Origin of the sequence: Specibacter sp. AOP5-B1-6 (assembly GCF_052376555.1) — a bacterium.
In the GTDB taxonomy this organism is placed as follows: Bacteria; Actinomycetota; Actinomycetes; order Actinomycetales; family Micrococcaceae; genus Specibacter.
The window spans coordinates 127,202-151,473 of sequence record NZ_JBQSVT010000005.1; the positions used below are offsets into that span (position 1 = coordinate 127,202).

Below are 24,272 nucleotides of genomic sequence, written 5' to 3' on the forward strand. Positions count from 1 at the left end.
TTAACCGGCCAGAATTCTAGACAGGTACTGCGCCACTGCGCGTACGCTGGACATGGTGTTCGGATAGTCCATCCGGGTTGGCCCGACTACGCCGAGTTTGGCGGTTTCGCCGGGGCCGTAACTGCTTGCCACCACGGATGCCTCGGCGAGGGAGTCATGGGGGTTTTCGCGGCCAATGACCACGGCCATCCCCAAGGAATCCTGTGCCATGGCCTCAAGCAGCCGCAGCAGCACCACCTGTTCCTCAAGCGCGTCAAGGACAGGGCCGATGCTGAGCGGAAAATCATTGTTGGACCGGGCGAGGTTGGCCGTGCCGGCCATGACGATCCGGTCCTCGCGGGCGCTGCGGGCCAACAGCGCCAAGCCCTGGGCGAGACGTCCCGCCGGGCCTTGATCGGTGTGCGGCACACCCGCCGGAATCCGGGCGGCTGCGGCAGCCAGACCCGCGACGGCCACGCCGTGCAGCCCGGCCAGGAAAATCTGGCGGAGCCCGGCCAGGGCGGCGTCGTCGAGGGAGGCCCCGACGTCGATCACGTTTTGCTCCACCTTGCCCGAGGCCAGAATCAACACGACCAGCACCTGGTGTCCGGTCAGGGACACGAACTCAATGTGGCGCACCGTGGCCGCCGCCGACCTGGGGTATTGCACCACGGCGACCTGGTTGGTCAGCTGTGCCAGTGCCCGTACCGTGCGTTCCAGTACGTCGTCGAGGTCGGTGGATCCCTCGAGCAGCACCGAGATGGCGCGGCGTTCGGCGGCCGAGAGCGGCTTCACCGCGGACAACTGGTCGACGAAAAGCCGGTAGCCCTTGTCGGTGGGGATGCGGCCCGAGCTGGTGTGCGGGGCTGTGATCAAGCCCTCTTCTTCAAGGGCGGCCATGTCGTTGCGGATGGTGGCGCTGGATACGCCCAGGTGGTGCCTGTCAACCAATGCCTTGGAACCGACGGGCTCGCGCGTATGCACATAGTCTTCAACGATGGCCCGCAAAACCTCCAACTTGCGTGGTTCGCTCATGCCCGGCACCTCCTGTTCTGTGGCATTGATCCTGTAGTTGTTGCAGCTGTTGCTGCAATCGGGCAGACAAAGCCCGCATTGGCACTCTACCCAACCAAGTGCCAAGTCTAATACCTTTTCACCGACCCACCCATGGCCGCAAACGCCCGCAATGCACCCGCGGGCGCACAGGCACCGGCTAGCATGGGTTTTCAGCCCGCAGCGTTCGCCATGAGCGTTGCCTTGAACGCCAAGAGTCAGGTTTTTACGTGCATTACAACCAATGGGGACCCCAAGATCTCAGCGCACCTCCCGCGCGCACCCTGCGCCGGGTTGAGGCCCGTTCCGGGCTGGTTGTGGAAGACGTCCAGTCCGGCTGGGTGGGGGCGGTTGTCCGCTTGGAGAAGTCCGGCGGCATGCACATTGTTGAGCTGGCCGACAGGCGCGAGAAAATCCGCGCCTTCCCCCTGGGCTTTGGCTTCCTGTTGGAAGGCGAGCCCGTCGAACTCATTGCACCCGTGCTCAACGCCCCCAAGGCAAAGATGCGCACCGCCTCCGGCTCCGTCAAGGTGGCCGACACCCGGGCGAAGGTGGCCAAGGCCAGCCGCATTTGGGTTGAAGGCAAGCACGACGCCGAACTGGTCGAGAAGGTCTGGGGAGACGACCTGCGGGTGGAAGGGATAGTGGTTGAACCCTTGCGCGGCATTGACGACCTGGCCGCCGCCGTGGCCGACTTCTCCCCCGGTCCAAACCGTCGGCTGGGCATTTTGGTCGACCATCTGGTTCCCGGCTCGAAAGAAACGCGCATTGTGGGCAATCTCATGAACGCCCCGGGCATGCGCAACAACGTCCTGGTGGTCGGACACCCCTACGTTGACGTGTGGCAGGCCATTAAACCCGCCACGCTGGGCATCCCTGCCTGGCCTGTGATCCCGCGAACCATGGAATGGAAGCTTGGCATCCTCAAGGCCTTCGGCTGGCCCCACACGACGGCCGAGGACGTCGGGCTTGGCTGGCAGCGGCTGCTGTCCAGGGTTGGTTCATACTCGGATCTGGAACCGTCGCTGCTGGGACGTGTCGAAGAGGTCATTGATTTCCTCACGGCACCGGTATCCTAGTGCAGAGGCCGGTTTTCATCCGGACCCGCAGTTTCGCTTGTTGAAAGGCCCGTCATTGTGAGTCAACCGGTAAACCAAAAGAATGGTGTCCCCCAGCTGCCGCTCACCCCGTCAGAAGACCGGCAGTGGGCATTTATCGCCCATTGCGGAGGCATCCTTGGCTGTGTTCCGTCCCTGCTGATCCATAAATTGCTCGGACCCCGGGGCAGGTTTACTGCCCAGGAATCGCTGGAAGCCCTGAATTTCACACTGCCGCCGACCATCGCCGCCGTGCTCCTGAACATTTTGGCCCTGGTGTCCTCGTTCTTCAGCCCCTCAGTGGCCACGATCTTCTCACTGCTGGCACTGCTGCTGTGGGCCGTGCTGACAGTGTTCTCGGTCATCGCCGCCGTGCAGGTCAACAAGGGCCAGCCATACCGCTACGCCTGGAATCTGCGCCTGCTCAAATAGCTGCAGCACCGGCCGACGCCGGTCAGACCAGTGACGCCGTTCAGTCCAGCAGGGCCCTTGTCACGGCATCGCCCAGAAGGCGGCCCTTGAGCGTGAGGACAAGTGTCCCGGCAAAGGCCTTGACCGGGTCCACGAGTTCCTGGGCAATGAGCCCTGCCACGGCTGTGCGGCCTGCGGGCGAGAGCGTGTTCACGGCAAGCCCCCCGGACAGTCTCGACATGAGCATGATGCGTTCAAGTTCGCGGGTGTCGGCGTCGAGGGTTTCCCGGCCGGCCGCGGGCGATTCGCCCTTGTCCAGGCGGTTTGCATAGGCCGTGGGGTGTTTGACGTTCCACCAGCGCACACCTCCCATATGGGAGTGCGAACCGGGCCCGATCCCCCACCAGTCATCCCCTCGCCAGTATGCCAGGTTGTGCTGGCAGGCGTCCTCGGGCGTGCGGGACCAGTTGCTGACCTCGTACCAGGACAGCCCGGCTTCCTTGAAGAGGGCGTCGGCGAGCTCGTACTTCACGGCATGATCGTCGTCGTCGATGTTGGGCACCTGGCCGCGGCGAATCTGGGCCGCGAGCTTGGTGCCGTCCTCGACGATGAGCGAGTAGGCCGAAATATGGTCCGGCTCGTAGCTCAGCGCGGTCCGCACGGAGGTTTCCCAGTCCGCGATGGACTCCCCCGGCGTTCCGTAAATCAGGTCAACGCTCACATTGAGCCCAACCTCACGGGCCCAGGCGACGGCCTGCGGCACCCGTTCGGGCCTGTGTGTGCGGTCCAGAACCTTCAGGACGTGGGGCACCGCCGACTGCATGCCGAACGACACCCGGGTGAATCCGCCGTCGAACAGTTCCTGGAGGGACTCCCTGGTGACGGAATCCGGGTTGGCCTCGGTGGTGACCTCGGCGCCTTCTTCAAGACCCCACTGCTGCACGGCCGCACCCAAGATGCTGGTGAGGTCGCTGGCCGCCAGGAGCGTTGGGGTACCGCCACCAAAGAACACGGTGCTGAGCTTGCGCGGCGGCATGCCGGAGGCGACCATGGCGTCGGCGGCAAACTCGACCTCGCGCACCGCGGTGGCCGCGTAGGCGTCCTGGGAGGCGCCGCCGCCAAGTTCGGTGGCGGTGTAGGTGTTGAAGTCGCAATAGCCGCAGCGCACAGCACAGAACGGGATGTGCGCGTACAGGCTGAACTTGCGGTCGGCCGCACCGACGGCAGCCTGCGCGGGCAGGATGCCGTCGGCCGGGGCCGGGTCGCCGAGAGGGAGAACGCTTGGTGTCACTTCTTTGACTTGTCCTTGGGCGCTTCCGCTGTTGTCAGCGCGGCAATGAACGCTTCCTGGGGAACCTCGACGCGGCCGACCATCTTCATGCGCTTCTTGCCTTCCTTCTGCTTCTCAAGGAGTTTCCGCTTGCGGGAGATGTCGCCGCCGTAGCACTTGGCCAAAACGTCCTTGCGGATGGCGCGAATGCTCTCGCGGGCAATGATGCGTGCACCGATGGCGGCCTGGATGGGCACCTCGAACTGCTGGCGCGGGATGAGCTCGCGCAGCTTGCCGGTCATCATGACACCGTAGGCGTAGGCCTTTTCGCGGTGGGTGATGGCGCTGAACGCGTCAACCTGCTCGCCCTGCAACAAAATGTCGACCTTGACCAGATCGGCGACCTGGTCGCCGTCGGCCTTCCAGTCCAGCGAACCGTAGCCGCGGGTCTTGGACTTCAGGATGTCGAAGAAGTCAAAGACGATCTCGGCCAGCGGCAGGCGGTAGCGGATTTCCACCCGGTCCTCTGAGAGGTAGTCCATGCCGCCAAGGATGCCGCGGCGGGTCTGGCACAGCTCCATGATGGCACCGACAAATTCCGTCGGAGCCAGGATGGTCGCCGCAACCATGGGCTCGTGCACCTCGGCGATCTTGCCTGAGGGGTACTCGCTGGGGTTGGTTACGTGGACGACCTTTTTGTCTTCCAGCGTCACCTCGTACTCCACGTTGGGTGCGGTGGAGATCAAGTCAAGGTTGTGTTCGCGCTCCAGGCGCTCACGGGTGATTTCCAGGTGCAGCAACCCGAGGAAGCCGACACGGAAGCCAAAACCAAGGGCGGCCGAGGTTTCAGGCTCGTAGATGAGCGCCGCATCGTTGAGCATGAGCTTCTCGAGTGCGTCACGCAGCACCGGGTAGTCGGTGCCGTCCATCGGGTACAAGCCGGAGAACACCATGGGCTTGGCATCCTGGTAGCCGGGCAGCGAATCAGTTGCCGGCTTGTGGAAGGTGGTGACGGTGTCGCCCACCTTGGACAGGCGCACGTCCTTCACGCCCGTGATCAAGTACCCCACCTCGCCAACGCCCAAGCCCTTGGAGGGCCTGGGCTCCGGGGAGCTGACACCAATTTCCAACAGTTCGTGGGTTGCCCGGGTGGACATCATCTGGATCTTCTCGCGCGGGCTGAGACTGCCGTCGATGACACGGACGTAGGTGACAACGCCGCGGTAGGTGTCGTAGACGGAGTCGAAAATCATGGCGCGGGCCGGGGCATCGGGATCGCCCACGGGGGCGGGCAAATCCCGGACGATCAAGTCCAGCAGCTCTTCAACGCCGACGCCGGTCTTGCCTGAAACCATCAGGACATCTTCGGGCTTGCCGCCAATAAGGTTGGCCAGCTCCAGCGCATATTTTTCCGGCTGCGCGGCAGGCAGGTCGATCTTGTTCAGCACCGGGATGATGGTGAGGTTGTTCTCCATGGCCAGGTACAGGTTGGCCAGCGTCTGGGCTTCAATGCCCTGGGCGGCGTCCACCAAAAGGATTGCCCCCTCGCACGCAGCCAATGAACGCGAAACCTCGTAGGTGAAGTCAACGTGGCCGGGGGTGTCGATCATGTTCAGGCAGTATGCGGTGCCGTCAACTTCCCACGGGATGCGCACGGCCTGGGACTTGATGGTGATGCCGCGTTCACGCTCGATGTCCATGCGGTCAAGATATTGCGCCTTCATGTCACGCTGCTGAACCACTCCGGTGAGCTGGAGCATCCGATCGGCCAGGGTTGATTTACCGTGGTCAATGTGCGCGATGATGCAGAAGTTCCTGATGATCGCCGGATCGGTCGCGGCGGGCACCGGGGCAGTGCGGGCCATGGGTGACACTAGGGTTCCTTACTGTTGCATGGGCGCAGGGACAGCGGTGGATTCACCGAACCGTGCAGGAGGTTGTGCCGGCGCGTTGCCTGCCGGACACTCATTGCCTTCAAGTCTCCCATGAATAGGGGCAGGGTACAGAACCGGCGGGCCACGCCAGGACGCCACTTGAGCCGGGCTGATCCAACCAGCCGACCAAAGATGCCCACGTCGTTGGACATGGGTGCGCCCGTTGTCGCTACTGTGGAAACCATGTCTTCCACATCCGACCGTATTTTCCGCCTCCTGGGCTCGCTCGCCCGCACACTTCTCAAACCCGGCAAGTCGGCACCGTCAAGAACCACGCCGCAACGACAAGCCCCGAACCGCAGTTCCGGCACGCGTCCCGGCGCCGGGCCCAGCGGAAGGCCCGCTGCCCGCCCGGCTGCGCCTGCGCCGTCGAACGGCATTGCCACGGGATTGAGCGCACCCTACCCCGGCGATTTCACCGGCACCTCCACTGTCACCTATGCGCCCAAGCCCGACGGCGCGGCCGATCCCGGGGAGATCGTGTGGACCTGGGTGCCGTACGAGGAGGACTACAGCCAGGGCAAGGACCGGCCCGTGCTGGTGGTCGGCCGTTCCGGCAAACGGCTGCTGGCCTTGATGCTGACCAGCAAGGACCACGACGGTGACCGTCGCGGCGACAACGACTACATCGACATTGGCACGGGTGGCTGGGACAAACAGGGACGGCCCAGCGAAGTTAAATTGGACAGGATCCTGCAGGTCTCCCCCGCCGACATGCGCCGTGAAGGTGCCGTGCTGGATGCCAAACGGTTCGCCGTGGTGGCTGCTGGACTGCGAAAGCGCCACGGCTGGAAGTAGGCCTCGGGGCCCTCCGGGCCTTGATCTGCTAGAGTTTACAGCTGTGTGTGTTCGTGCAGGTCGGCGGACACAACAGCTTGGCCTGACGTTCACCATAATTCGAGCATCCCCACGCCGCTGTCAACGGTCAAGCTACGCCCTCTACGACCGAATTTACGTATCAAAAGAGAGTTATACAACGTGGCTAATATCAAGTCCCAGAAGAAGCGCATCCTTACCAACGAGAAGTCGCGCGTGCGCAACCTCGCCGTTCGTTCAGGCGTCAAGACCGCTGTTCGTGCAGTAAACACGGCAGTGGCCGCAGGCGACAAGGATGCAGCTGCTGCCGCATTGGTGAATGCCGGCCGCAAGCTGGACAAGGCTGTCAGCAAGGGCGTCCTGCACGCCAACAACGCTGCCAACCGCAAGTCGGCCATCTCCAAGAAGGTTAACGCCCTCTAAGGGAAGCCGATCTGCTTCGCAACTCAACGAAGGGCCCCCACCGCTTGGTGGGGGCCCTTCGTGGTTAATCGCCGTGGTTAATCGCCAGGGCTTGGCTCTGGGGATCGGCGGGGTCAGTGCCGGGCGGCGGTCGCGATCACGGTCACGGCATGCTCCACTGCGTAGACCGGGTCCTTCGCCTCTCCCTTGACCTGGGCGTCGGTCTCGGCCAACACCTTGATGGCAGTGACCAGGGCCGGTCCGGTCCAATGCCCGGCATCGCGGCGGGCAGAATCCACCTGCCACGGGGACATGCCAAGGTCGCGGGCCAATTGGGCCGAGCTGCCACGCGCGGAGAACACCTTCGCCACCTGGCGCACCTTCATGGCCAGTGCCCCCACGAGCGGAACCGGATCCACGCCCGTCGCCAGGGCGTGCCTGAGCGTGGAGAGTGCCGCCGGCCCATTGCCGGCAAGTGCCGCATCGGCAACACGAAATGCCGTGGCTTCCACCCTGCCGCCGTAATATTTGTCGACGTCGTCGGTGTTGACCATGCCGGTGGTGTCGGCGACCAGCTGGGAACAGGCTGCGGCAAGCTCCGACAGGCTTGCCCCGACGGCGGCAACAAGTGCCCGTACAGCCTGGGCGTCAATCCGCCGCTTGGCCAGCGAAAACTCTGCGCTGACAAACTGGACCTTTTCGGCGTCCTTCTTCAACGGCTGGCATTCAACCCGGGGAACGCCCAGGGCTTTCAAGGCATCCAGCAACTTTTTGCCGCGGGTGCCGCCGCCATGGATGAGAACCAGCGTGACCTCGGGGGCAGGGTCCTTGATGTAGGCAAGGGCATCCTGCAGAAAGTCGTCAGTCATGGTGGCCAGGGACGCCACCTCGATCAGTTTGGGTTCACTGAACAGGGAGGGGCTGGCAACCATGCCCAACTGGCCTGCGGTGTAGTGGCCGGCATCAAGCGTGGTCAGCTCCAGTTCGGCGTCCCGGGCCCGCAGCTTCCTGCGGACATCGTCCATGGCACGGCTGGAAATAAAGTCTTCGGGGCCGAAGAGAAGCATCACCGGCGCGAGCGGCACGTCCCGCCAATCAGCGCCGCCGGAGGGTCGCTGGGAAGTTCTGGGCGCCGGGCTCACGGGCGCGTTCCTGTCCATGCAATGTTCACGGCATCTACTCTGCCACCACTGGTGCCCATTCCCAACCCGGCCGCACGACGGCCCTCGGGCACCGGGGCGGTTGCAGGTACGGGTGCACAGTCTGTCGCACGCATCGCCCTCACAGCTGCAACACCGCGGCCGTCCACCAAAGGGTCGCGGAGGAGGCAAAGGCCACCATCGCGACAAAGCCAAAGCGCCTGCGCGACGATTCCGGCAGGTGTCCGCGCAGGCGCGCAACAATCGAAGCAACCCGTTGCCTCTCCACCAGGGCGAACAGACCGGCCAGCACAGTGGTGTTGAGCAGTGCCATGAGAATTACGCCCTGCGCCCCTTCCGGCCATGGCAGACTCGATGCCGGAAGCGCCGACATCGACCGTGCCACGACGGCCACCCACCAGGCACCTGCGCCACTGACGGCAGCACAAAGGACCCCAACCGGCGGGAACGCGGCAGCGGCCACCATGCCGAAGGTGCCCACCGTGGTCACAAGTGCCACCACCGGAGCGGCCAGCATGTTGGCGGGAATTGTGTAGGGTGTCAACCGCGCCTGCAGCAGCACGATCACCGGAGCACAGAACAACTGGGCCGCCAGTGGAATGGCCACCGCCTGGGCCAACCACAACGGCAACAAAACAGACAGCCATCCCACGCAGCGACGCCCAACCAGGTGCAGCCCCAAGGTGGCCAACACCGAAAGAATGAACGCGTAGTCGACCGCGAGCCATGGATCCGCCAAGAGCAGCACCAAAATACTCACCGACAGCAAAGCCCCCACCCGCTTGGGGCGGCCGCCCAAAATGGCTATGGCACCAATCGCACCCATGACGGCGGCCCGCAGCACGCTGGGATCGGGCCCCACCAACAAAACAAATCCGAGCAGTCCCGCACCGGACACCGCGACTGCCGCAAGCCGCGGTGTGCGCAATGAACGCAGGGCAAGCATGAGGGAGGCGAGCACAAGCGTGCAATTTGCCCCGCTGACGGCTGTCAGGTGTGTCAGACCCACAGTTTTCATGGCGTCACTGAGCGAACTGTCCATGCCGCTGCGGTCCCCCATGACCATGCCCGGCAGGAGGCCGGCCGTGTCCCGCGAGTGAGGGGCCCAAACTTGTTGAACGGCTGAATGCCAGGCGTTCCGGATGGCTGCGACGGCTGCCTGTGTCCCGCCCTTGGCCGCCGTCACCGACAAGGGCTCCGTTGATGGGTGCAGGAATCCCGAAACGGCTTCCTGTGGTGCAGCCGGGGCAATCGTACCGGCAGTGGCCACCGTGTCCCCCACCTGCAACCCTGACCACGCATCCGCGGCCACCACTCGAATGGGCATCCTTCCTGTGAACGTGCGCCCCTTGCCCGTGGCCTGAACAACGGAGGCATCAAGGACAACTCTGGGCGGACCGTTGCCTGAGTCCATCAGTCTCGGCACGGAGCCCACCTCAAGGGTCAAGGTGAAGGACCCGCGCTCCGCCACGGCCTGCTGAAGTGGCGACGTTGCCGAACTCCACGCCCGCAGGCCCACTGCAAACAACACTGCGACGACACAGCAGACTGCAAGCAGCATCGTGGCCCGGTTGTCGGGAGTTGATGATCGGGCATCCTGCTTGTGATGCTTCCCCGGTCTGGCTGCGGGCTGCTGCTGCCCGGACCGCCAGTTGCTTCCTCGCCACAGCCGGAACCCACCGGCGCAGCCCAGCATGCCCCCACCCAAGACCAACGCCCATCCCAGTGCCATGGTTCCCGGCAACGCGATGGCAACCGCCGCCGTCGCCCATGCGGCCGCCACGGCAGGCACAAGCCTGATGTCCGCGCGGTGGCGCACCTCTGAGTCGGCCTGATCCGCATGGGCCGCAGCCAGCCGGCGGCGCACATCCCCGGCCTGCCGGCGCAGGCGCTCCAGCCGGCTCTTGGACGGAGCGGGTGCCATTTCCCCCACGGCAGCTTTGGCAAAGCGCGACCACCGGGGCTCCTGAAGTCTCATGACTGCCCACTCACGGCGGCCACCTCACGACCGGCCCCTTCACGACACCGTCACCAGGTCCCGGATGCCCGCCAGCAATTTCGCGCCGATGCCGGACACGCCGTCCAAGGCATCAACCGAAGCGTAGGGCCCGTGCTCGGTGCGCCAGTCAACGATCCTCTCGGCCAGCACGGGACCAATCCCGGGCAGGGCGTCAAGTTCCGCAGCCGTCGCCGTATTGACGTTGATCAGCCCCTGCTGCGCTGTTCCCGCACCGTTCGGCGTCACAGTCTCCTGGCCCGGGATTTGCCCGGCCCCCGGGTTTGCCGCCATGGTGGCTGCCTGCTCCTTGGTGGGTACCAGAATTTGCAAGCCGTCCGTCAGTGGGGCAGCCAGGTTCAGCGCTGCCAATTCGGCCGCCGGCAGGGCCCCGCCAGCCGCATCCACCGCCTGGAACACGCGGCTGCCCGGGTCCAACATGAACACCCCGGGGCTTTTGACGGCGCCGGCAACGTGCACAACCAGTTTCCCCTCCGGATTCCCCGCCCCGGGCTGCGCCCCGGAATTCGCAGGCGGGGAGGACCCAGCGCCACCACTGCCGGCTGCCGTCACGGCCTCTCCATCCGCAGGCGGGACCGCGGGCGGGACCTTCACAGGGGACGGCGTGCTTTCCTTGGGCAGCGTGCCCTTCAGCGACGGGGAGCCAGCCAGCGGGGGCACCACCACTTTCCCCGCTGACTCGGTGGCCAGTTGGGCCGAAGCCCCCTGCACCCCCGCTGATTCAAGCCACAGCATCCCCAGTGCCGCCGCCATCATGGCCAGCACCACCACAAGTGCACGCAGTGAGACAATCCATCGGGGTCCCCGGCCGTGGGAGAGTCCACCGCCACGGGACGCTGCCATGTGCCCGGGTGATGGCCAGTCGAGATCTTCGCCAGCACTGCTCATGCACTAACGGTAAGCCGATCATGGGTGGGCGAATCAGCTTTTTGCACGCTCTGTGGAGAACTACTCGTCCGGCCCAGCCTGTGGAGGAACCACGCGCCCGTGACGAGCTTTCCGGTGCGGCCGAACCGCCCGCGCTGCCGTGCTCTCGTCGCCGTGGGAACGGGGTGCAGGGCCTTGTTTGGATGCCCCGCCCAAGGCAGCTGCATTGTTGGGCTCCGGGGACCCGAGCTCCCGCGCCCCGAGTTCCGGGAACCCAAGATCCGGCGTCCCGAAATCGTGGGCAGCAACTGCCGGGGCACCAGGCCGTTGCGCGGTGCCAACCGGCCGTGCCCCGCCAACTGCCTGCACCCTGCCGACCGCCTGCGCGGCACCACCCGATCGCGCGGGGTCTTCCCCCGATGCATCAGCGGGGGCGTCGGCCACCACGACCACCAGCACGCCAAGCCCGGCGTGGGCTGCGAGCACGGCGGGCAGCCGGGTCAGCGTGGCCGCGGCCAGCCCCGGGGAGCGCGCCGCCAGGGACTCGCCCAGCTCCCGCGCCTGGGGCTCGTTGCCAAAGTGGTGCACACTGATCTGGGTGGTTTGGGCGCCGCGGGCAGCGACATCTGCAGCCGCCAGCGCTTCCAGGCGGGCGATGGCCCGCACCGCCGAACGCACTTTCTCCAGCGGAACCACCGCTCCGTCCCTAATCCCCAGGATGGGCTTGATGTCCAACACCGTCCCAAGCCATGAGGACGCCATGCTGATGCGGCCGCCCCTGCGGAGCTGCTCCAGGCTGGGGACATAGAAATAGATGGCTGTGGCCGCCAGGGCAGCGGTGGCCGCGGCCATGACACCAGCCGTCCCGGCACCCGCGGCGGCTGCTGAAATCGCGGCCTGCACCCCGCAGCCCTGCCCCATGCCGACGGTGCCCGAATCCAGCACATGAACGGGGATCGGGGCACGTTCGGCCCCCAGCTGCGCTGCATCAAAGGTGCCTGAAAGCTTCGTTGAGATGTGCACCGACACCACGGCGTCAAAGCCCGCCGCTGCGGCATTCTTGTAGGCACGCTCGAACTGGCCGGGCGATGGTCGGGAGGTTTTCACCGACTGTCCCGACGCCAGGGCCAGCGAGATGTGGGTCTCGAGTTCGGCGTCGTCATCTGAATACACGTTGTCGCCAATAATGACGGGCATGGGCACCACTGTCAGCAGCCCCTGGGCGGAAAATTCAAGCACCCATTCCGGCGGCAGGGCCGCAGCCGAGTCAGTGACGACGGCGACCGAAGGCTTGGGCGGGGCTGCTGCGGACGGCGCCACCCCGGCAGGCTTGGGACGAAGCCGCTGGACCTGTTGGCGCAACCAGTGCCGGGCCGCTGCTGGGTCAGTCACCGTCCCCCCCTCCCCCTGCGTCTTGTTGAGATATTTGTGCCACGTCACGCAAAAGTGCCTTCCCCGCCGATACGGCGCGGAAGGCACTTTCACGCTTTTGCCTTGCCTGCCTAGGCGGGAACGATATTGACCAGTTTAGGCGCACGCACGATGATGGTGCGGATGCCAGCGCCGTCAAGTGCCTTTTGGACGGCGCCGGAGGCCAGTGCCAGCTCGCGCAGCTCGTCCTCGGAGATGTCGGGCGAGACCTCAAGACGGTCGCGGACCTTGCCCTTGATCTGGACGATGGCGGTGACGCTCTGCTGCACGAGCAGGGCCTCGTCGACGGCGGGGAAGCCGGCGTTGGCCACTGAGGCCGGATGGCCCAGGGCCTGCCACATGTCCTCAGCCGTGTAGGGGGCGAACAGGCTCAGCACAATCGCCACGGCCTCCGCGGCCTCACGCACGGCGGGATCCTGCCCGCCGGCACCGGAGTCGATGACCTTGCGTGTGGCATTGACGAGCTCCATGAGCTTGGCGACCACAACGTTGAATTTGTGCCCTTCCAGCAGGGCCTTGACCTCATGGACGGTGCGGTGGGTCAGCGACCGCAGCGCAGCGTCACCGCTGGACGGATCGGTGCCCGGTTCGCTGTCAACGTCGTTGCCAAGGCGCCAGGCACGGGCCAGGAACTTGGCCGAGCCCGACGGCGACACATCGGCCCAGTCGACGTCGTCCTCGGGAGGGCCGGCGAAGACCATGGTGAGGCGGACGGCGTCGACCCCGAACTTGTCCAGCTGCTCGCCCAGGTCAACACCGTTGCCCAGGGACTTGCTCATGGCCTTGCCGCCGTTGAGCACCTGGCCCTGGTTCAGCAGTGCGCTGAAGGGTTCGGTGGCGTCAAGCATGCCCATGTCGTGGATGACCTTGGTGAAGAAACGGGCGTAGAGCAGGTGCAGGATGGCGTGCTCGACGCCGCCCACGTACTGGCCAACAGGCATCCAGTCGTTGATCTTGGCCGGATCAAAGGGTCCCTCGGTGAAGTCGGGCGAGGCAAAGCGCAGGAAGTACCAGGAGGAGTCGACGAAGGTGTCCATGGTGTCGGTGTCGCGCTTGGCGGCGCCACCGCACTCGGGGCAGGAAACGTTGACCCAGTCCGCCGCTGCGGCCAGGGGTGATGTGCCCTTGGGCGAGAGGTCCTCGCCGCGCAGGTTTTCCGGCAGGCGCACGGGCAACTGGTCATCGGGCACAGCCACTTCGCCGCAGTCGGCGCAGTGGATGATGGGAATGGGCGTGCCCCAGAAGCGCTGGCGGGACAACAGCCAGTCGCGGAGACGGAAGTTCACGAACTTCTCACCGGTGCCCAGTTTTTCCAGGATCCCGATGGCGGCGGGAATGCCGTCGGCCTTGGACAGTCCGTCCAGCTCGCCGGAGTTGATCAGGCTGCCCTCGCCGGTGGTGGCAATGCCTGTTTCGGCGGGGTCGTCCATGCCGGTGTCCAGGACGGCGCGGACGGGCAGGTCGAAGGCCTTCGCAAAGTCGAGGTCGCGCTGGTCGTGCGCCGGGACGGCCATGATGGCGCCGGTGCCGTAATCGGCCAGGACGTAGTCGGCAGCCCAGACGGGAAGTTTTTCGCCCGTGAGCGGATTGACGGCGTAGCGGCCCGTGAACACGCCCGACTTGGGGCGTTCGGTGGACTGGCGTTCAATGTCGCTGAGCGCCTTGACCTGCTCGCGGTAGTCGCTCAGCGCCTCGGCGTGCTCGGCGGTCACCAGTTCCAAGGCCAGCGGTGCGTCAGCGGCAACAACGAAGAACGTTGCACCGTACAGGGTGTCCGGGCGGGTGGTGAACACCGTCAGCTCTTGTTCGACTTTCTCGTCGCCGGCAGCCTCGATCACGAACGTGACGTGGGCGCCCTCGGAGCGGCCGATCCAGTTCTTTTGCATGGCCAGCACGCGGTCCGGCCAGTGGCCCTTCAACGCATCCATGTCATCGAGCAGGCGGTCGGCGTAATCGGTGATCTTGAAATACCACTGGTTCAGGGACTTCTTGGTGACAATGGTGCCGCAGCGTTCGCAGGCGCCGTTGACAACCTGCTCGTTGGCGAGCACGGTCTGGTCCTTGGGGCACCAGTTGACGGGCGAGTTCTTGCGGTAGGCCAGGCCCCGTTCGTGGAAGCGCTTGAACAGCCACTGGGTCCACCGGTAGTACTCGGGGTCTGAGGTCTGCAGGCGGCGCGACCAGTCAACGGAGATGGCGTAGCGCTTGAACGACGCTGCCTGCGTGTCGATGTTCGCGTACGTCCACTCGCTCGGGTGCGCGTTGCGCTTGATGGCGGCGTTCTCGGCAGGCAGGCCAAAGGAGTCCCAGCCGATCGGGTGCAGCACGTCGTAACCAAGCTGGCGCCAGTAGCGCGAGACAACGTCACCCATGGCAAACGCCTCGGCGTGGCCCATGTGCAGGTCCCCCGACGGGTACGGAAACATGTCAAGGACGTAGCGGCGTTCCTTGGATCCGTCGTCAAGTGGGGCAAAGACATTCAGCTCATCCCAGACGGCAGGCCATTTGGCTTCCATCGAGGCGAAACTGTAGACGCCCTCTTCGCTGTTCTCTTCAGTCTGGGACTGCACGCTCACGTACCCTGCCTTTTCATTCATCAATGGCTTCTTGCACCTTTTGGCCCTTTACACACAAAAGCCCCTCGACAGAGCAAGGGGCTTACCGCAATCGCAATTGCGGCTAGCTAAGGCGGAGAAATTTATGCACACCCCTACTTTACCGCACTTGAAAATGCTTCGCGCCGGATTGGTTTTGCCCGGCAAAGCTTGGTTTTGCGCGGTTAAGCACGATGGCGGGCAGCCCCCGTTGGGTGCCGCCCGCCGTCGCACTATTTCCTGCTGTGCTGCTTACTTGCTGTGCTGCTGTGTTACTTCACGTCCTCGTCAACCCAGTCCATGGACTTGGTGACAGCCTTCTTCCAGAGACGCATCTGGCGGTCGCGCTCGGCCGAGTCCATGTTGGGCTCCCAGCGCTTGTCCTCGGACCAGTTGTTGGACAACTCGCCGAGGTCCTTCCAGAAGCCCACCGCAAGGCCGGCCGCATAGGCTGCGCCGAGGGCGGTGGTCTCGGTGACCTTGGGACGGATCACCGGGACGCCGAGGATGTCGGCCTGGAACTGCATGAGCGCGTCATTGGCGACCATGCCGCCGTCGACCTTCAGTTCTGTCAGGTCAACACCGGAGTCGGCGTTGACGGCATCCAGCACCTCGCGGGTCTGGAACGCCGTGGCTTCAAGGGCCGCCCGGGCAATGTGGTTCTTGTTCACATAGCGGGTGAGGCCCACGATGGCGCCGCGGGCATCTGAACGCCAGTACGGGGCAAACAAGCCCGAGAACGCCGGAACGATGTACACGCCGCCGTTGTCCTCGACCGCTGCAGCCAGCTCCTCAACTTCGGGTGCGGACTTGATCATGCCGATGTTGTCGCGCAGCCACTGGATCAGTGATCCCGTGACGGCGATGGAGCCTTCGAGGGCGTAGTGCGGCTTGGCGTCGCCCAACTTGTAGCCCAGCGTGGTGAGCAGGCCGTTCTTCGAGTGGACAATTTCCTCGCCCGTGTTGAAGATCAGGAAGCAGCCGGTGCCGTAGGTGTTCTTGGCTTCGCCGGTCTTGAACGCCGCCTGGCCAAACGTCGCAGCCTGCTGGTCGCCCAGGATGCCGGCAACCGGCGTCTCGCGCAGCAGCTGGCTGCCGTGCACGTGGCCGTAGACCTCGGAGGAGGACTTGATGGCGGGCATCATGGATTTCGGAACACCAAAGATGCCCAGAATCTCTTCGTCCCACTGCAATGTTTCCAGGTCCATGAACAGTGTGCGGGAGGCGTTGGTGACGTCGGTGATATGCACGCCGCCGTCGGTTCCACCCGTCAGGTTCCAGGTGATCCAGCTGTCGGTGTTGCCAAACAGCAGATCCCCGGCTTCTGCCTTCTCGCGGGCACCCTCGACGTTGTCAAGGATCCACTTGATCTTGGTTCCGGAGAAGTACGTGGCCAGCGGCAGGCCAACAGTGGACTTGAAGCGTTCGACGCCGCCGTCGGCCGCCAGTTCATCAACGATCGCCTGGGTGCGGGTGTCCTGCCAGACAATGGCGTTGTAGACAGGCACGCCGGTGTTTTTGTCCCACACAACAGCCGTTTCGCGCTGGTTGGTGATGCCGACGCCGACAATGTCATGCCGGGTCAGGTTGGCCTGGGCCAGCGCCGTGCCAATCACCTCGCGGGTGTTGTTCCAGATCTCCGCGGCGTTGTGCTCAACCCAGCCGGCCTTGGGGAAAATCTGCTCGTGTTCGAGCTGACCGGTGGAGACGATGTTGCCGTCGTGGTCAAACACGATGGCGCGGCTGCTCGTGGTTCCTTGGTCAATGGCAATTACATACTGAGACATCATTGTTTCCTTTGCTCGTGATTCACATTAAGAACAATTCGTTGGGTGGAACAAACCACTGCCAACGGCATGCACTGGTGGGAGTTACGCAACAGCGGCCAGCAGGTCAGGCATCCACAGGGTCATGAAACCACCCAGTGCACCACCGATCAAGGGACCGGCAACCGGCACCCAGGCGTAGCTCCAGTCACTGGAGCCCTTGCCCTTGATGGGCAGCAGAGCATGGGCGATGCGGGGACCGAGGTCACGTGCCGGGTTGATGGCGTAGCCTGTCGGACCACCCAAGGAGGCACCAATGGCGACAACGAGCAATGCGACCGGAAGCGGGCCAAGTGCTGTGACACTGCCGAAGTGGAGGATGACGAACACCAAAACGAAGGTGCCGATGATTTCCGTGACAACGTTCCAGCCGTAGCTGCGGATGGCCGGTCCGGTGGAGAAGACGCCCAGCTTCGTGGCGGCGTCGGGCTCGCCATCAAAGTGCTGCTTGTAGGCCAGCCAGCAAACGACGGCACCGATGATGGCACCGAGCATTTCCGCACCAAAGTACGTCATCGTGGACGCAAAGCTGACGGGTACGTTCGGAGCATACTCAGCTGCTCCACTGGAAAGGATGCCCACAGTAACTGCGGGGTTTAGGTGTGCACCTGACTTCGCGGCAACAAATACACCGGACATGACAGCCAGGCCCCAGCCCCAGTTAACGAGGAGGAATCCGCCGGCATTGCCCTTGGTTCCCTTCAGCGAAACGTTGGCTACGACACCGCAACCCAGCAGGGTTAGCATCATGGTTCCCATCACTTCGGACAGGAACACTATTCCAAGAGACATCTTTGACTCCTTTTGTTTGGTTATTCACGAAAGGGCCAGCCCGTGTTGGCTGGCCCTCTTGAGCCCCCTTTGCCCCCCTGGGGCTTAGGCAATCAAGCTTTGTACCTGGACACCGTGGAAACGGTCCAGAATATCTACGGCGTGGCCGATTTCCTCGGTCACCTTCTCCTGGCTCCAGCCCAGCGGACCCGCCAGCGCGGCCGCGGTTTCGGCCAGCAGCTCGCCCGTCACCAGACCCCGGAATGCCAGGGAGGTGCGGCGGATCATGACATCGATGAGGTGCCCGATTTGTTCATTTTCCACCATGAAGAGAACTTCACGGTCGCTGAGCTCGTCGGTCGACTCAAACACCGTGTCTTCACCCTCCTTGAGGAACGCCAGGACGTCTTCGGCACGGGTGCCGTAGCGGGTCAGGAGCACTCCGGAGCGTGCCACATCAACAGATTCGCTGGTGTGCGAAGCGATCCAGGCTTCGACGCCTTCGGGGGTGGCGGGGAAGTTCACGCCGCCGCCGATGGCAAGTTTCGCCGTCGAGGTTTTCCGTGCTGTGCCAAGAATGGCCAGCACATCGTTGGTCATGTGCTCCGACAATGCCCGGAAGGTTGTCCACTTGCCGCCGACAAGGCTGAGCACCGGCACGCTGGCGCCGGCAATGGTCCGGTCTGCGCGTTCGATGCGGTAGTCGCGGGAAACAAAGCCGGGGGCTGTTTCATCGTGGCGCGGCAGCGGGCGCACGCCCGAGAAGCTGTACACAATGTCGTCCCGGGTGACCAGGACGTTGGGGAAGACGTGGCCGATGAGCTCGAAGAAGTACTCGATCTCCTCGTCGGTGCAGACTGCATCCTTGGTCATGTCAGCGTTCACGTCGGTGGTGCCGACGAGGACCCTGTCGCCCATGGGGTAGATCAGCACGATGCGGCCGTCGGTGTGTTCGAAGAAGATTTCGCGGCCGTTGCAGGCGGCCAGCAGACCGGGGTGGTCAAGGACGATGTGTGAGCCCTTGGTGCCGCCCATGAACCGTGATGCCGCACCCATGGCCGAGTTGGTCATGTCGACCCAGGCGCCTGTGGTGTTGACGATGACGTCCGCGGTGAACGTGAACGTTTCGCCGGTCAGCTGGTCGGTGACCTCAACGCCGTCGTCCTTCACTGCAGTGACCGCAAGATAGTTGCTGGCGCGGGCCTGCCCGGTGCCGTCAGCGGCCGTTCCGGCCTTCTCGCCGTCCTGCAGGACGTCCAGGGTGAGACGCTCGGGGTTGTGCACCGAAGCATCGTAGTAGGTGGCCGCGTACTTGAGGTTTGAGGGCAACTGGGGCAGCTCAGCGAGGGCCTTCTTGCGGCCCTTGAAATCGTGGCGGGGCACTGTGCCGCCGTCGCGTGAGAAGGCGTCGTACAATGTCAGGCCAACCTTGATCAGGAAGGCGCCGCGCTCCTGGGGCTTGCCCTGCTTGTGGGTGAGGAAACGCATGGGGGCGCTGAGAATTCCGGAGAAGGTGCTGAAGATGGGGATGGTGGTCTGCAGCGGCTTGACGTAATGGGGTGCGATCTTCAGCAGCCCGTTGCGCTCCATGACAGATTCCTTGACGAGCCGGAACTCGCCGTTTTCAAGGTAGCGGATGCCGCCGTGAATCATGTGCGACGAGGCTCCGGAAGCTCCTTGGCAGTAATCGCCCCGTTCAACGAGGGCCACGTCGACACCCTGCAGGGCCAGGTCGCGGAATGTTCCCACGCCGTTGATGCCGCCGCCGATGATTAAGACCTTCGCATGGGGGCGTTGCTTCAAGGCTTCAACCTGGGCACGCACCACCGGCTTTGGATCCGTGGAATCTTGATTTTTGCCAGTGTTGCCGAGGATTCTCATTTTGACCTCATTCGAGTCCCGTTGGGTTGCGCATTGCACGCCTGTTCCAACTATTGTTTGAATAAATGGAAAATATAGTCAACATGCCTGCACGAACGTGCAGAAAGGGTGCAGATCACATGCCGTCGAAGCCAACAAAACAGCAGGATGCGCTCCGCGCTGCACAAATGTACTACTTGCAGGACCAGACGATGGACGCCATTGCGCGCGAGCTTCGCACGTCCCGGTCCACCGTCTCGAGGCTGCTCTCCGCGGCCCGGGAGACAGGGCTCGTCCAAATCCAGATCAAGACCCCTTCGGACCGAGCCCCCGAACTGGAACGTGTCATCCGCAAGCGCCACCGGGTTGATGTCCACGTGGTTCCCGTCTCGGACATGCTCAACGAAGTGGAGGTGCTCGAGCGGGTCAGCATGCAGGCTGCCCGCACCATCGGCCCGCTCGTTGACTCCAATGCCGTGATCGGGGTGGCCTGGGGATCAACTGTCAGCACCGTGAGCCGCCACCTGACCCGAAAAACCACCCACGGCACCACGATCGTCCAGCTCAATGGGGCAGGCAATACCCAGACCTCCGGCATCACCTACGCCTCGGAAATCATTCGCCGCTTTGGCACGGCGTATGGGGCCAAGGTTGAACAGTTTCCAGTGCCGGCGTTCTTTGACCACGCCGAGACGAAGTCGTTGATGTGGCAGGAGCGAAGCGTGCGGCGCATCCTTGACCTGCAGGAACGCATGACGATCGCCATTTTTGGCGTGGGCTCCATGGACGCTGAGATTCCCAGCCATGTGTACTCCGGCGGCTACCTTGACTCCACGGATCTGGACGCCTTGGATGCCAGCGGGGTGGCCGGCGACGTGGCAACAGTATTCTTCCGCTCGGACGGGAGCGACGACGGCATTGTGCTCAACGATCGTTCAAGCGGTCCAAGCCTTGACAACCTGCGCAAGGTCCGCCGTCGGATCTGTGTGGTCTCAGGACGCAAGAAGATCACCGGCCTGCGCGGGGCGCTGGCGGCCGGATTGGTCACGGACCTGATTTTGGATGAAACGACGGCGCGGGAGCTGGTTGAGCAGGACAGCCAGGCAACAGACCCGATCTTTGGTTTCCTGAGCGGACTCGACGGGATCTAAACGCCGCACTGGCCGCGCCCGGCAGCGCGGTACCGCGCACTGCGCCCCACGGATGGGTAAAGTCGTAGCTATGCAACTCTCCCCCAAATACACGCTCAACAACGGTGTCGGCATCGACGTGCTTGGCTACGGCGTCTACAAGGTGCCGGCCGAAGACTGTGCCAACCTTGTCGCCACGGCGCTGGATTCCGGCTACCGCACCGTTGACACGGCCGCGCTGTACGGCAACGAGGAGGGCGTGGGCACCGCAATCGGCAATGCCGTGGCTGCAGGGACGCCTCGCGAGGAACTGTTTGTCACCTCAAAGGTGTGGAACACCGACCAGGGCTACGACGCAACGTTGGCGGCCTTTGACGCCAGCATGGAGCGGCTCGGGCTCGACTATCTTGACATGTACCTGATCCACTGGCCCTGCCCCGCCAGGGAGTTGTTCATCCCCACCTACAAAGCCTTGGAAATGCTGTACCGCGAAGGGCGCGTGCGGGCGATTGGGGTCAGTAACTTCGAAGCTCCACATCTGCATGAACTCCTTGCCGCAACGGACGTTGTCCCGGCCGTGAACCAGATCGAGCTGCACCCATGGCTGGCCCAGACCGAGCTGCGCGCAGTGCATGCCGGGTTGGGCATTGCCACCCAGGCCTGGAGTCCGCTGGCCCGCGGCGCCATCCTCAACGATCCGGTCCTGCTTGAGCTCGCCGCCCGGCAAGGCCGGTCGGTGGCCCAGATAGTGCTGCGCTGGCATGTTCAGTCGGGGCACCTGGTCATCCCCAAGGCCAGCTCGGCCGAGCGCATTGCCGCAAATCTAGCCGTCTTCGACTTCAGCGTTAGCGAGACCGAGATGGCCGCCATTGACGCCCTGGACAGGGGCCAGCGCTCCGGCTCGCACCCCAACGAGGTCAACTAGCCGTGGCACTGAAGTTACCGGCCGCCCTGAAGTTCCCGGCCCCAGGGAAAGGCTCGACGGCGTCCAGCGAACCGCTCGCCGCTGCCCTGGCCGACAACCTGGCCTGCAGGGAAAGCGCCCACGTCCTCGTGGTGGCGGGAACGCCCGTGCATTACTGGGAGTATGCTGCTCTCGAATCTCCTGAAACGGGAGCCACGGACGCCGGCCCCGGAGCCCGCGACGGTGCCGTTGTTCGTGCCGGTGGCGGTGCCGGTGTTCGCACCATCGTGATGGTCCATGGTTTCCGTGGCGACCACCATGGGCTGGAGCGGGTGGTTGAACTGCTGCCTGGTTTCCGCGTCATCATGGCCGATCTGCCGGGCTTTGGCGCCTCCCCTGCGTTCGCGCAAGACAAACACGACGTCGCCGCTTATGGCGCCTTCCTGAGCGACTTTTTGACTGCCCTGGGTTTGGGGCCGGATACTGTGCTGCTCGGGCATTCCTTTGGCTCCATCGTCGCCAGCCACTTTGTCGCGAACCAACCAGGCAGGGTTCATCCGTTGATCCTGGTGAACCCCATCGCCTCCCCCGCGCTGGAGGGCCCCAAGGGCATCATGACCAAGCTCGCGGTGTTTTACTACTGGGCTTCGGCGAAGCTTCCCGGCGGGCTGGGCAACGCACTGTTGCGCAGCAAGCTCATCGTCCACGTCATGAGCGTGACCATGGCCAAGACCCGGAACAAGGAGCTGCTGGCGTTCATCCATGGCCAGCATCATGCGTATTTCAGTGGTTTCGCCAACAGGGACATGCTGCTTGAATCATTTCAGGCTTCAGTCAGCGGCACCGTGCGGGAAGTCGCCACACGGCTGACGCTGCCCACCCTGCTGATTGCCGGGGCCGAGGATGAAATCGCCACGCTGCCGAACCAGCACAAGTTGGTGGAGCTTCTCCCCGATGCCGAATTGGTTGTAATCAGCAACGTGGGCCACTTGATTCACTACGAAACCCCCGAGCCGGCTGCCGCAGCCATCACCAATTTCCTTGAAAGGCACCCCGCCCCGTGAGCCAGTCCCACTCCGTGAGCAAACCAGCACCGTTGAGCAGTCCAGCGCCGCTGACACGGCCCGATGTCCCTGCCAAACCCAAGATCGTCATGGACGCGCGCTTTACCCGGATGGACCACCACGACGGCATCAGCCGCTACGGTGCAAGCCTCATGGCCGCCGTCGCCCCTCATGCGGACGTGACAATGCTCATCCATGACGAGCGCCAGCTGGCCCTGCTGCCCGACCTTCCATGGGTGAAGATCAACTCTCCACTGTCACCGCTGGAACTCTTCGTGGCGCGGCACGTGAATAAATTGGGCGCTGATTTGGTGTTTTGCCCCATGCAGACAATGGGCAGCTGGGGACGAAAATATCCTCTGGTGCTGACACTGCACGACCTCATTTACTACGAACATCCAGCGCCACCCGGATTCCTGCCGGCTCCCGTCCGGGTGCTGTGGCGTTTGTACCACAAGGCATATTGGCCCCAACGGCTCCTGCTCAACCGTGCCAACGTGGTGGCAACCATCAGCGACACCACGCTGGCCTTGATGCGCAAGCACGACCTCACCAAGCGGCCGGTCCGCATCATCGGCAATGCACCGCAAGGCGACCGCACGCCCCGGGATCCCTCGGTTAGGCCGGAAAAGTCGCTGGCGTACATGGGTTCGTTTATGCCGTACAAGAATGTGGAGACGCTGATCCGGGGCATGGCGGAACTGCCAGATTTCACGCTCAACCTGCTAAGCCGGATCACCCCTGGCCGACGTGCAGAACTTGAAGCGTTGGTGCCTGCCGGAGCGTCTGTGGTGTTTCACAACGGCGTCACCGATGCCGAATACGACGAGCTGCTCCTGCGCACCACAGCCCTGGTCACTTTGAGCAAGGCTGAGGGCTACGGTCTGCCACTGGTCGAGGCCATGGCGCTGGGGACACCCGTGGTCGTCGCCGACACGGACATATTCCGCGAGGTCGGCGGTACTGCCGCGCACTATGTATCGGCTGATTCCCCGTCGGCTTTTGCGACCGCTGTGCGGTCCTTGGCCGACCAGCCGAAGTGGGCTGCAAGTTCAGCTGCCTCCGTGGAGCAGGCCGGCACGTTCAGCTGGGATGCATCGGCACAAGAACTGCTGGCCATTGTCGCCGACCTGCGAGGCGGCGAGGTCGCTGAGTCCGTCTCCGAATGAACTGCCCCTCGGCCCGGTGCGCTGACTGCTCCTGAGCTCGTCACTGCACAGAGCCTGGGCAGATCGTCGGGTGCTGTTCACGCTATCGGCGGGCGCTGACGTCATCGGTGGGACCACTCACGGTGTGGGTGTTGTTGGGCCTGTGTCCGGGTTGCTGCCGGCGGCGGTGCTGGTGGCGGTGCTGGTGGGTGGGTTTAGGACCTTGTTGAGGCGTCGTTTCAACCACTTCGGGTACTGGGTGAGTTGAGGTGTTTCATGCAGCGGTGCCTGATACTTCCCGGACGGGGTGATCCACCCGACCCGGCCATCACTGGTCAGTTTCGGTGTCCAGCCCCGCAAACGAATCTGGTTCCGATACGGCTCCCGATACCGACGATAATTACCATGACGATCCTTATCGTCCTTGAAATGCCGCAACCTATGATGGGCCGCACACGCCGGCCTCAGGTTCTCCCATGTGGACTTCCCCCCGTGCTCCCACGCCTGCAGATGATCAATATCCGTCAACACCACCGGG

20 protein-coding genes are annotated in these 24,272 nt (G+C 63.9%); 8 read left to right on the forward strand and 12 right to left on the reverse strand.

Annotated features, from left to right (window positions below; translation table 11 throughout):
* A complete protein-coding gene (gene hrcA / locus ACT3TS_RS04080; protein ID WP_444530206.1) occupies positions 1-1,014 on the reverse strand; it encodes a heat-inducible transcriptional repressor HrcA in 1,014 nt (337 codons plus the stop codon).
* Positions 1,015-1,262: 248 nt separating this feature from the next.
* On the opposite strand from hrcA, the gene ACT3TS_RS04085 reads away from it, so the two are divergent.
* Both ACT3TS_RS04085 and ACT3TS_RS04090 read left to right on the forward strand, forming a co-directional pair.
* Positions 1,263-2,111 carry a DUF3097 domain-containing protein gene (locus ACT3TS_RS04085; protein WP_444530207.1) on the forward strand — a complete coding sequence of 283 codons (849 nt, stop codon included), beginning with the start codon at positions 1,263-1,265 and terminating at the stop codon, positions 2,109-2,111.
* 57 nt (positions 2,112-2,168) lie between these two features.
* The gene (locus ACT3TS_RS04090; protein ID WP_444530208.1) at positions 2,169-2,561 is read left to right on the forward strand and encodes a DUF4870 domain-containing protein; all 393 of its coding nucleotides are present in this window, start codon (positions 2,169-2,171) and stop codon (positions 2,559-2,561) included.
* 40 nt (positions 2,562-2,601) lie between these two features.
* Here the strand turns inward: ACT3TS_RS04090 and hemW are convergent, their stop codons facing one another.
* Together hemW and lepA are read right to left on the reverse strand one after the other, a co-directional pair.
* On the reverse strand, positions 2,602-3,831 hold the full coding sequence (hemW, locus tag ACT3TS_RS04095) for a radical SAM family heme chaperone HemW (protein WP_444530209.1): 1,230 nt from the start codon (positions 3,829-3,831) through the stop codon (positions 2,602-2,604).
* Positions 3,828-5,684 (reverse strand): translation elongation factor 4, encoded by a 1,857-nt coding sequence (gene lepA, locus ACT3TS_RS04100; protein WP_444530210.1) that lies wholly within the window; start codon positions 5,682-5,684, stop codon positions 3,828-3,830. The genes hemW and lepA overlap by 4 nt, the downstream gene beginning before the upstream one ends.
* A 243-nt stretch (positions 5,685-5,927) precedes the next feature.
* Here lepA and ACT3TS_RS04105 point away from each other — a divergent pair, with 243 nt between their 5' ends.
* Positions 5,928-6,542 (forward strand): type II toxin-antitoxin system PemK/MazF family toxin, encoded by a 615-nt coding sequence (locus tag ACT3TS_RS04105; protein ID WP_444530211.1) that lies wholly within the window; start codon positions 5,928-5,930, stop codon positions 6,540-6,542.
* Positions 6,543-6,722: 180 nt separating this feature from the next.
* Positions 6,723-6,983 carry a 30S ribosomal protein S20 gene (gene rpsT / locus ACT3TS_RS04110; RefSeq protein WP_444530212.1) on the forward strand — a complete coding sequence of 87 codons (261 nt, stop codon included), beginning with the start codon at positions 6,723-6,725 and terminating at the stop codon, positions 6,981-6,983.
* A gap of 113 nt (positions 6,984-7,096) precedes the next feature.
* Here rpsT and holA read toward each other — a convergent pair whose 3' ends face one another.
* The 8 genes from holA to ACT3TS_RS04150 form a co-directional block, all read right to left on the reverse strand.
* Positions 7,097-8,104 (reverse strand): DNA polymerase III subunit delta, encoded by a 1,008-nt coding sequence (gene holA, locus ACT3TS_RS04115; RefSeq protein ID WP_444530213.1) that lies wholly within the window; start codon positions 8,102-8,104, stop codon positions 7,097-7,099.
* Positions 8,105-8,243: 139 nt separating this feature from the next.
* Complete coding sequence (locus ACT3TS_RS04120; RefSeq protein WP_444530214.1) at positions 8,244-10,100, reverse strand: ComEC/Rec2 family competence protein; 1,857 nt, start codon at positions 10,098-10,100, stop codon at positions 8,244-8,246.
* 39 nt (positions 10,101-10,139) lie between these two features.
* On the reverse strand, positions 10,140-11,027 hold the full coding sequence (locus tag ACT3TS_RS04125) for a helix-hairpin-helix domain-containing protein (RefSeq protein WP_444530215.1): 888 nt from the start codon (positions 11,025-11,027) through the stop codon (positions 10,140-10,142).
* Between the two features lie 60 nt (positions 11,028-11,087).
* Positions 11,088-12,398: a DegV family protein gene (locus ACT3TS_RS04130; RefSeq protein ID WP_444530216.1), complete on the reverse strand. Its 1,311-nt coding sequence runs from the start codon at positions 12,396-12,398 to the stop codon at positions 11,088-11,090.
* Positions 12,399-12,508: 110 nt separating this feature from the next.
* Positions 12,509-15,013, reverse strand: a complete 2,505-nt coding sequence (leuS, locus tag ACT3TS_RS04135) for a leucine--tRNA ligase (RefSeq protein ID WP_444530229.1) — start codon at positions 15,011-15,013, stop codon at positions 12,509-12,511.
* A 290-nt stretch (positions 15,014-15,303) separates the two neighbouring features.
* Positions 15,304-16,818, reverse strand: coding sequence for a glycerol kinase GlpK (glpK, locus tag ACT3TS_RS04140; protein ID WP_444530217.1), 1,515 nt, complete (start codon positions 16,816-16,818; stop codon positions 15,304-15,306).
* An 84-nt stretch (positions 16,819-16,902) separates the two neighbouring features.
* Complete coding sequence (locus tag ACT3TS_RS04145) at positions 16,903-17,649, reverse strand: MIP/aquaporin family protein (RefSeq protein WP_444530218.1); 747 nt, start codon at positions 17,647-17,649, stop codon at positions 16,903-16,905.
* 84 nt (positions 17,650-17,733) lie between these two features.
* A complete protein-coding gene (locus tag ACT3TS_RS04150; RefSeq protein ID WP_444530219.1) occupies positions 17,734-19,509 on the reverse strand; it encodes a glycerol-3-phosphate dehydrogenase/oxidase in 1,776 nt (591 codons plus the stop codon).
* Positions 19,510-19,628: 119 nt separating this feature from the next.
* On the opposite strand from ACT3TS_RS04150, the gene ACT3TS_RS04155 reads away from it, so the two are divergent.
* From ACT3TS_RS04155 to ACT3TS_RS04170, 4 genes are all read left to right on the forward strand, one after another.
* The gene (locus tag ACT3TS_RS04155; protein WP_444530220.1) at positions 19,629-20,639 is read left to right on the forward strand and encodes a sugar-binding transcriptional regulator; all 1,011 of its coding nucleotides are present in this window, start codon (positions 19,629-19,631) and stop codon (positions 20,637-20,639) included.
* Between the two features lie 70 nt (positions 20,640-20,709).
* Positions 20,710-21,543, forward strand: coding sequence for an aldo/keto reductase (locus tag ACT3TS_RS04160; protein WP_444530221.1), 834 nt, complete (start codon positions 20,710-20,712; stop codon positions 21,541-21,543).
* An 86-nt stretch (positions 21,544-21,629) separates the two neighbouring features.
* Positions 21,630-22,586 carry an alpha/beta fold hydrolase gene (locus tag ACT3TS_RS04165; protein WP_444530230.1) on the forward strand — a complete coding sequence of 319 codons (957 nt, stop codon included), beginning with the start codon at positions 21,630-21,632 and terminating at the stop codon, positions 22,584-22,586.
* Between the two features lie 89 nt (positions 22,587-22,675).
* Positions 22,676-23,755 carry a glycosyltransferase family 4 protein gene (locus tag ACT3TS_RS04170; RefSeq protein ID WP_444530231.1) on the forward strand — a complete coding sequence of 360 codons (1,080 nt, stop codon included), beginning with the start codon at positions 22,676-22,678 and terminating at the stop codon, positions 23,753-23,755.
* Between the two features lie 117 nt (positions 23,756-23,872).
* Here the strand turns inward: ACT3TS_RS04170 and ACT3TS_RS04175 are convergent.
* A partial coding sequence (locus ACT3TS_RS04175; RefSeq protein WP_444530222.1) for an HNH endonuclease signature motif containing protein occupies positions 23,873-24,272 on the reverse strand: 400 nt, incomplete at its 5' end.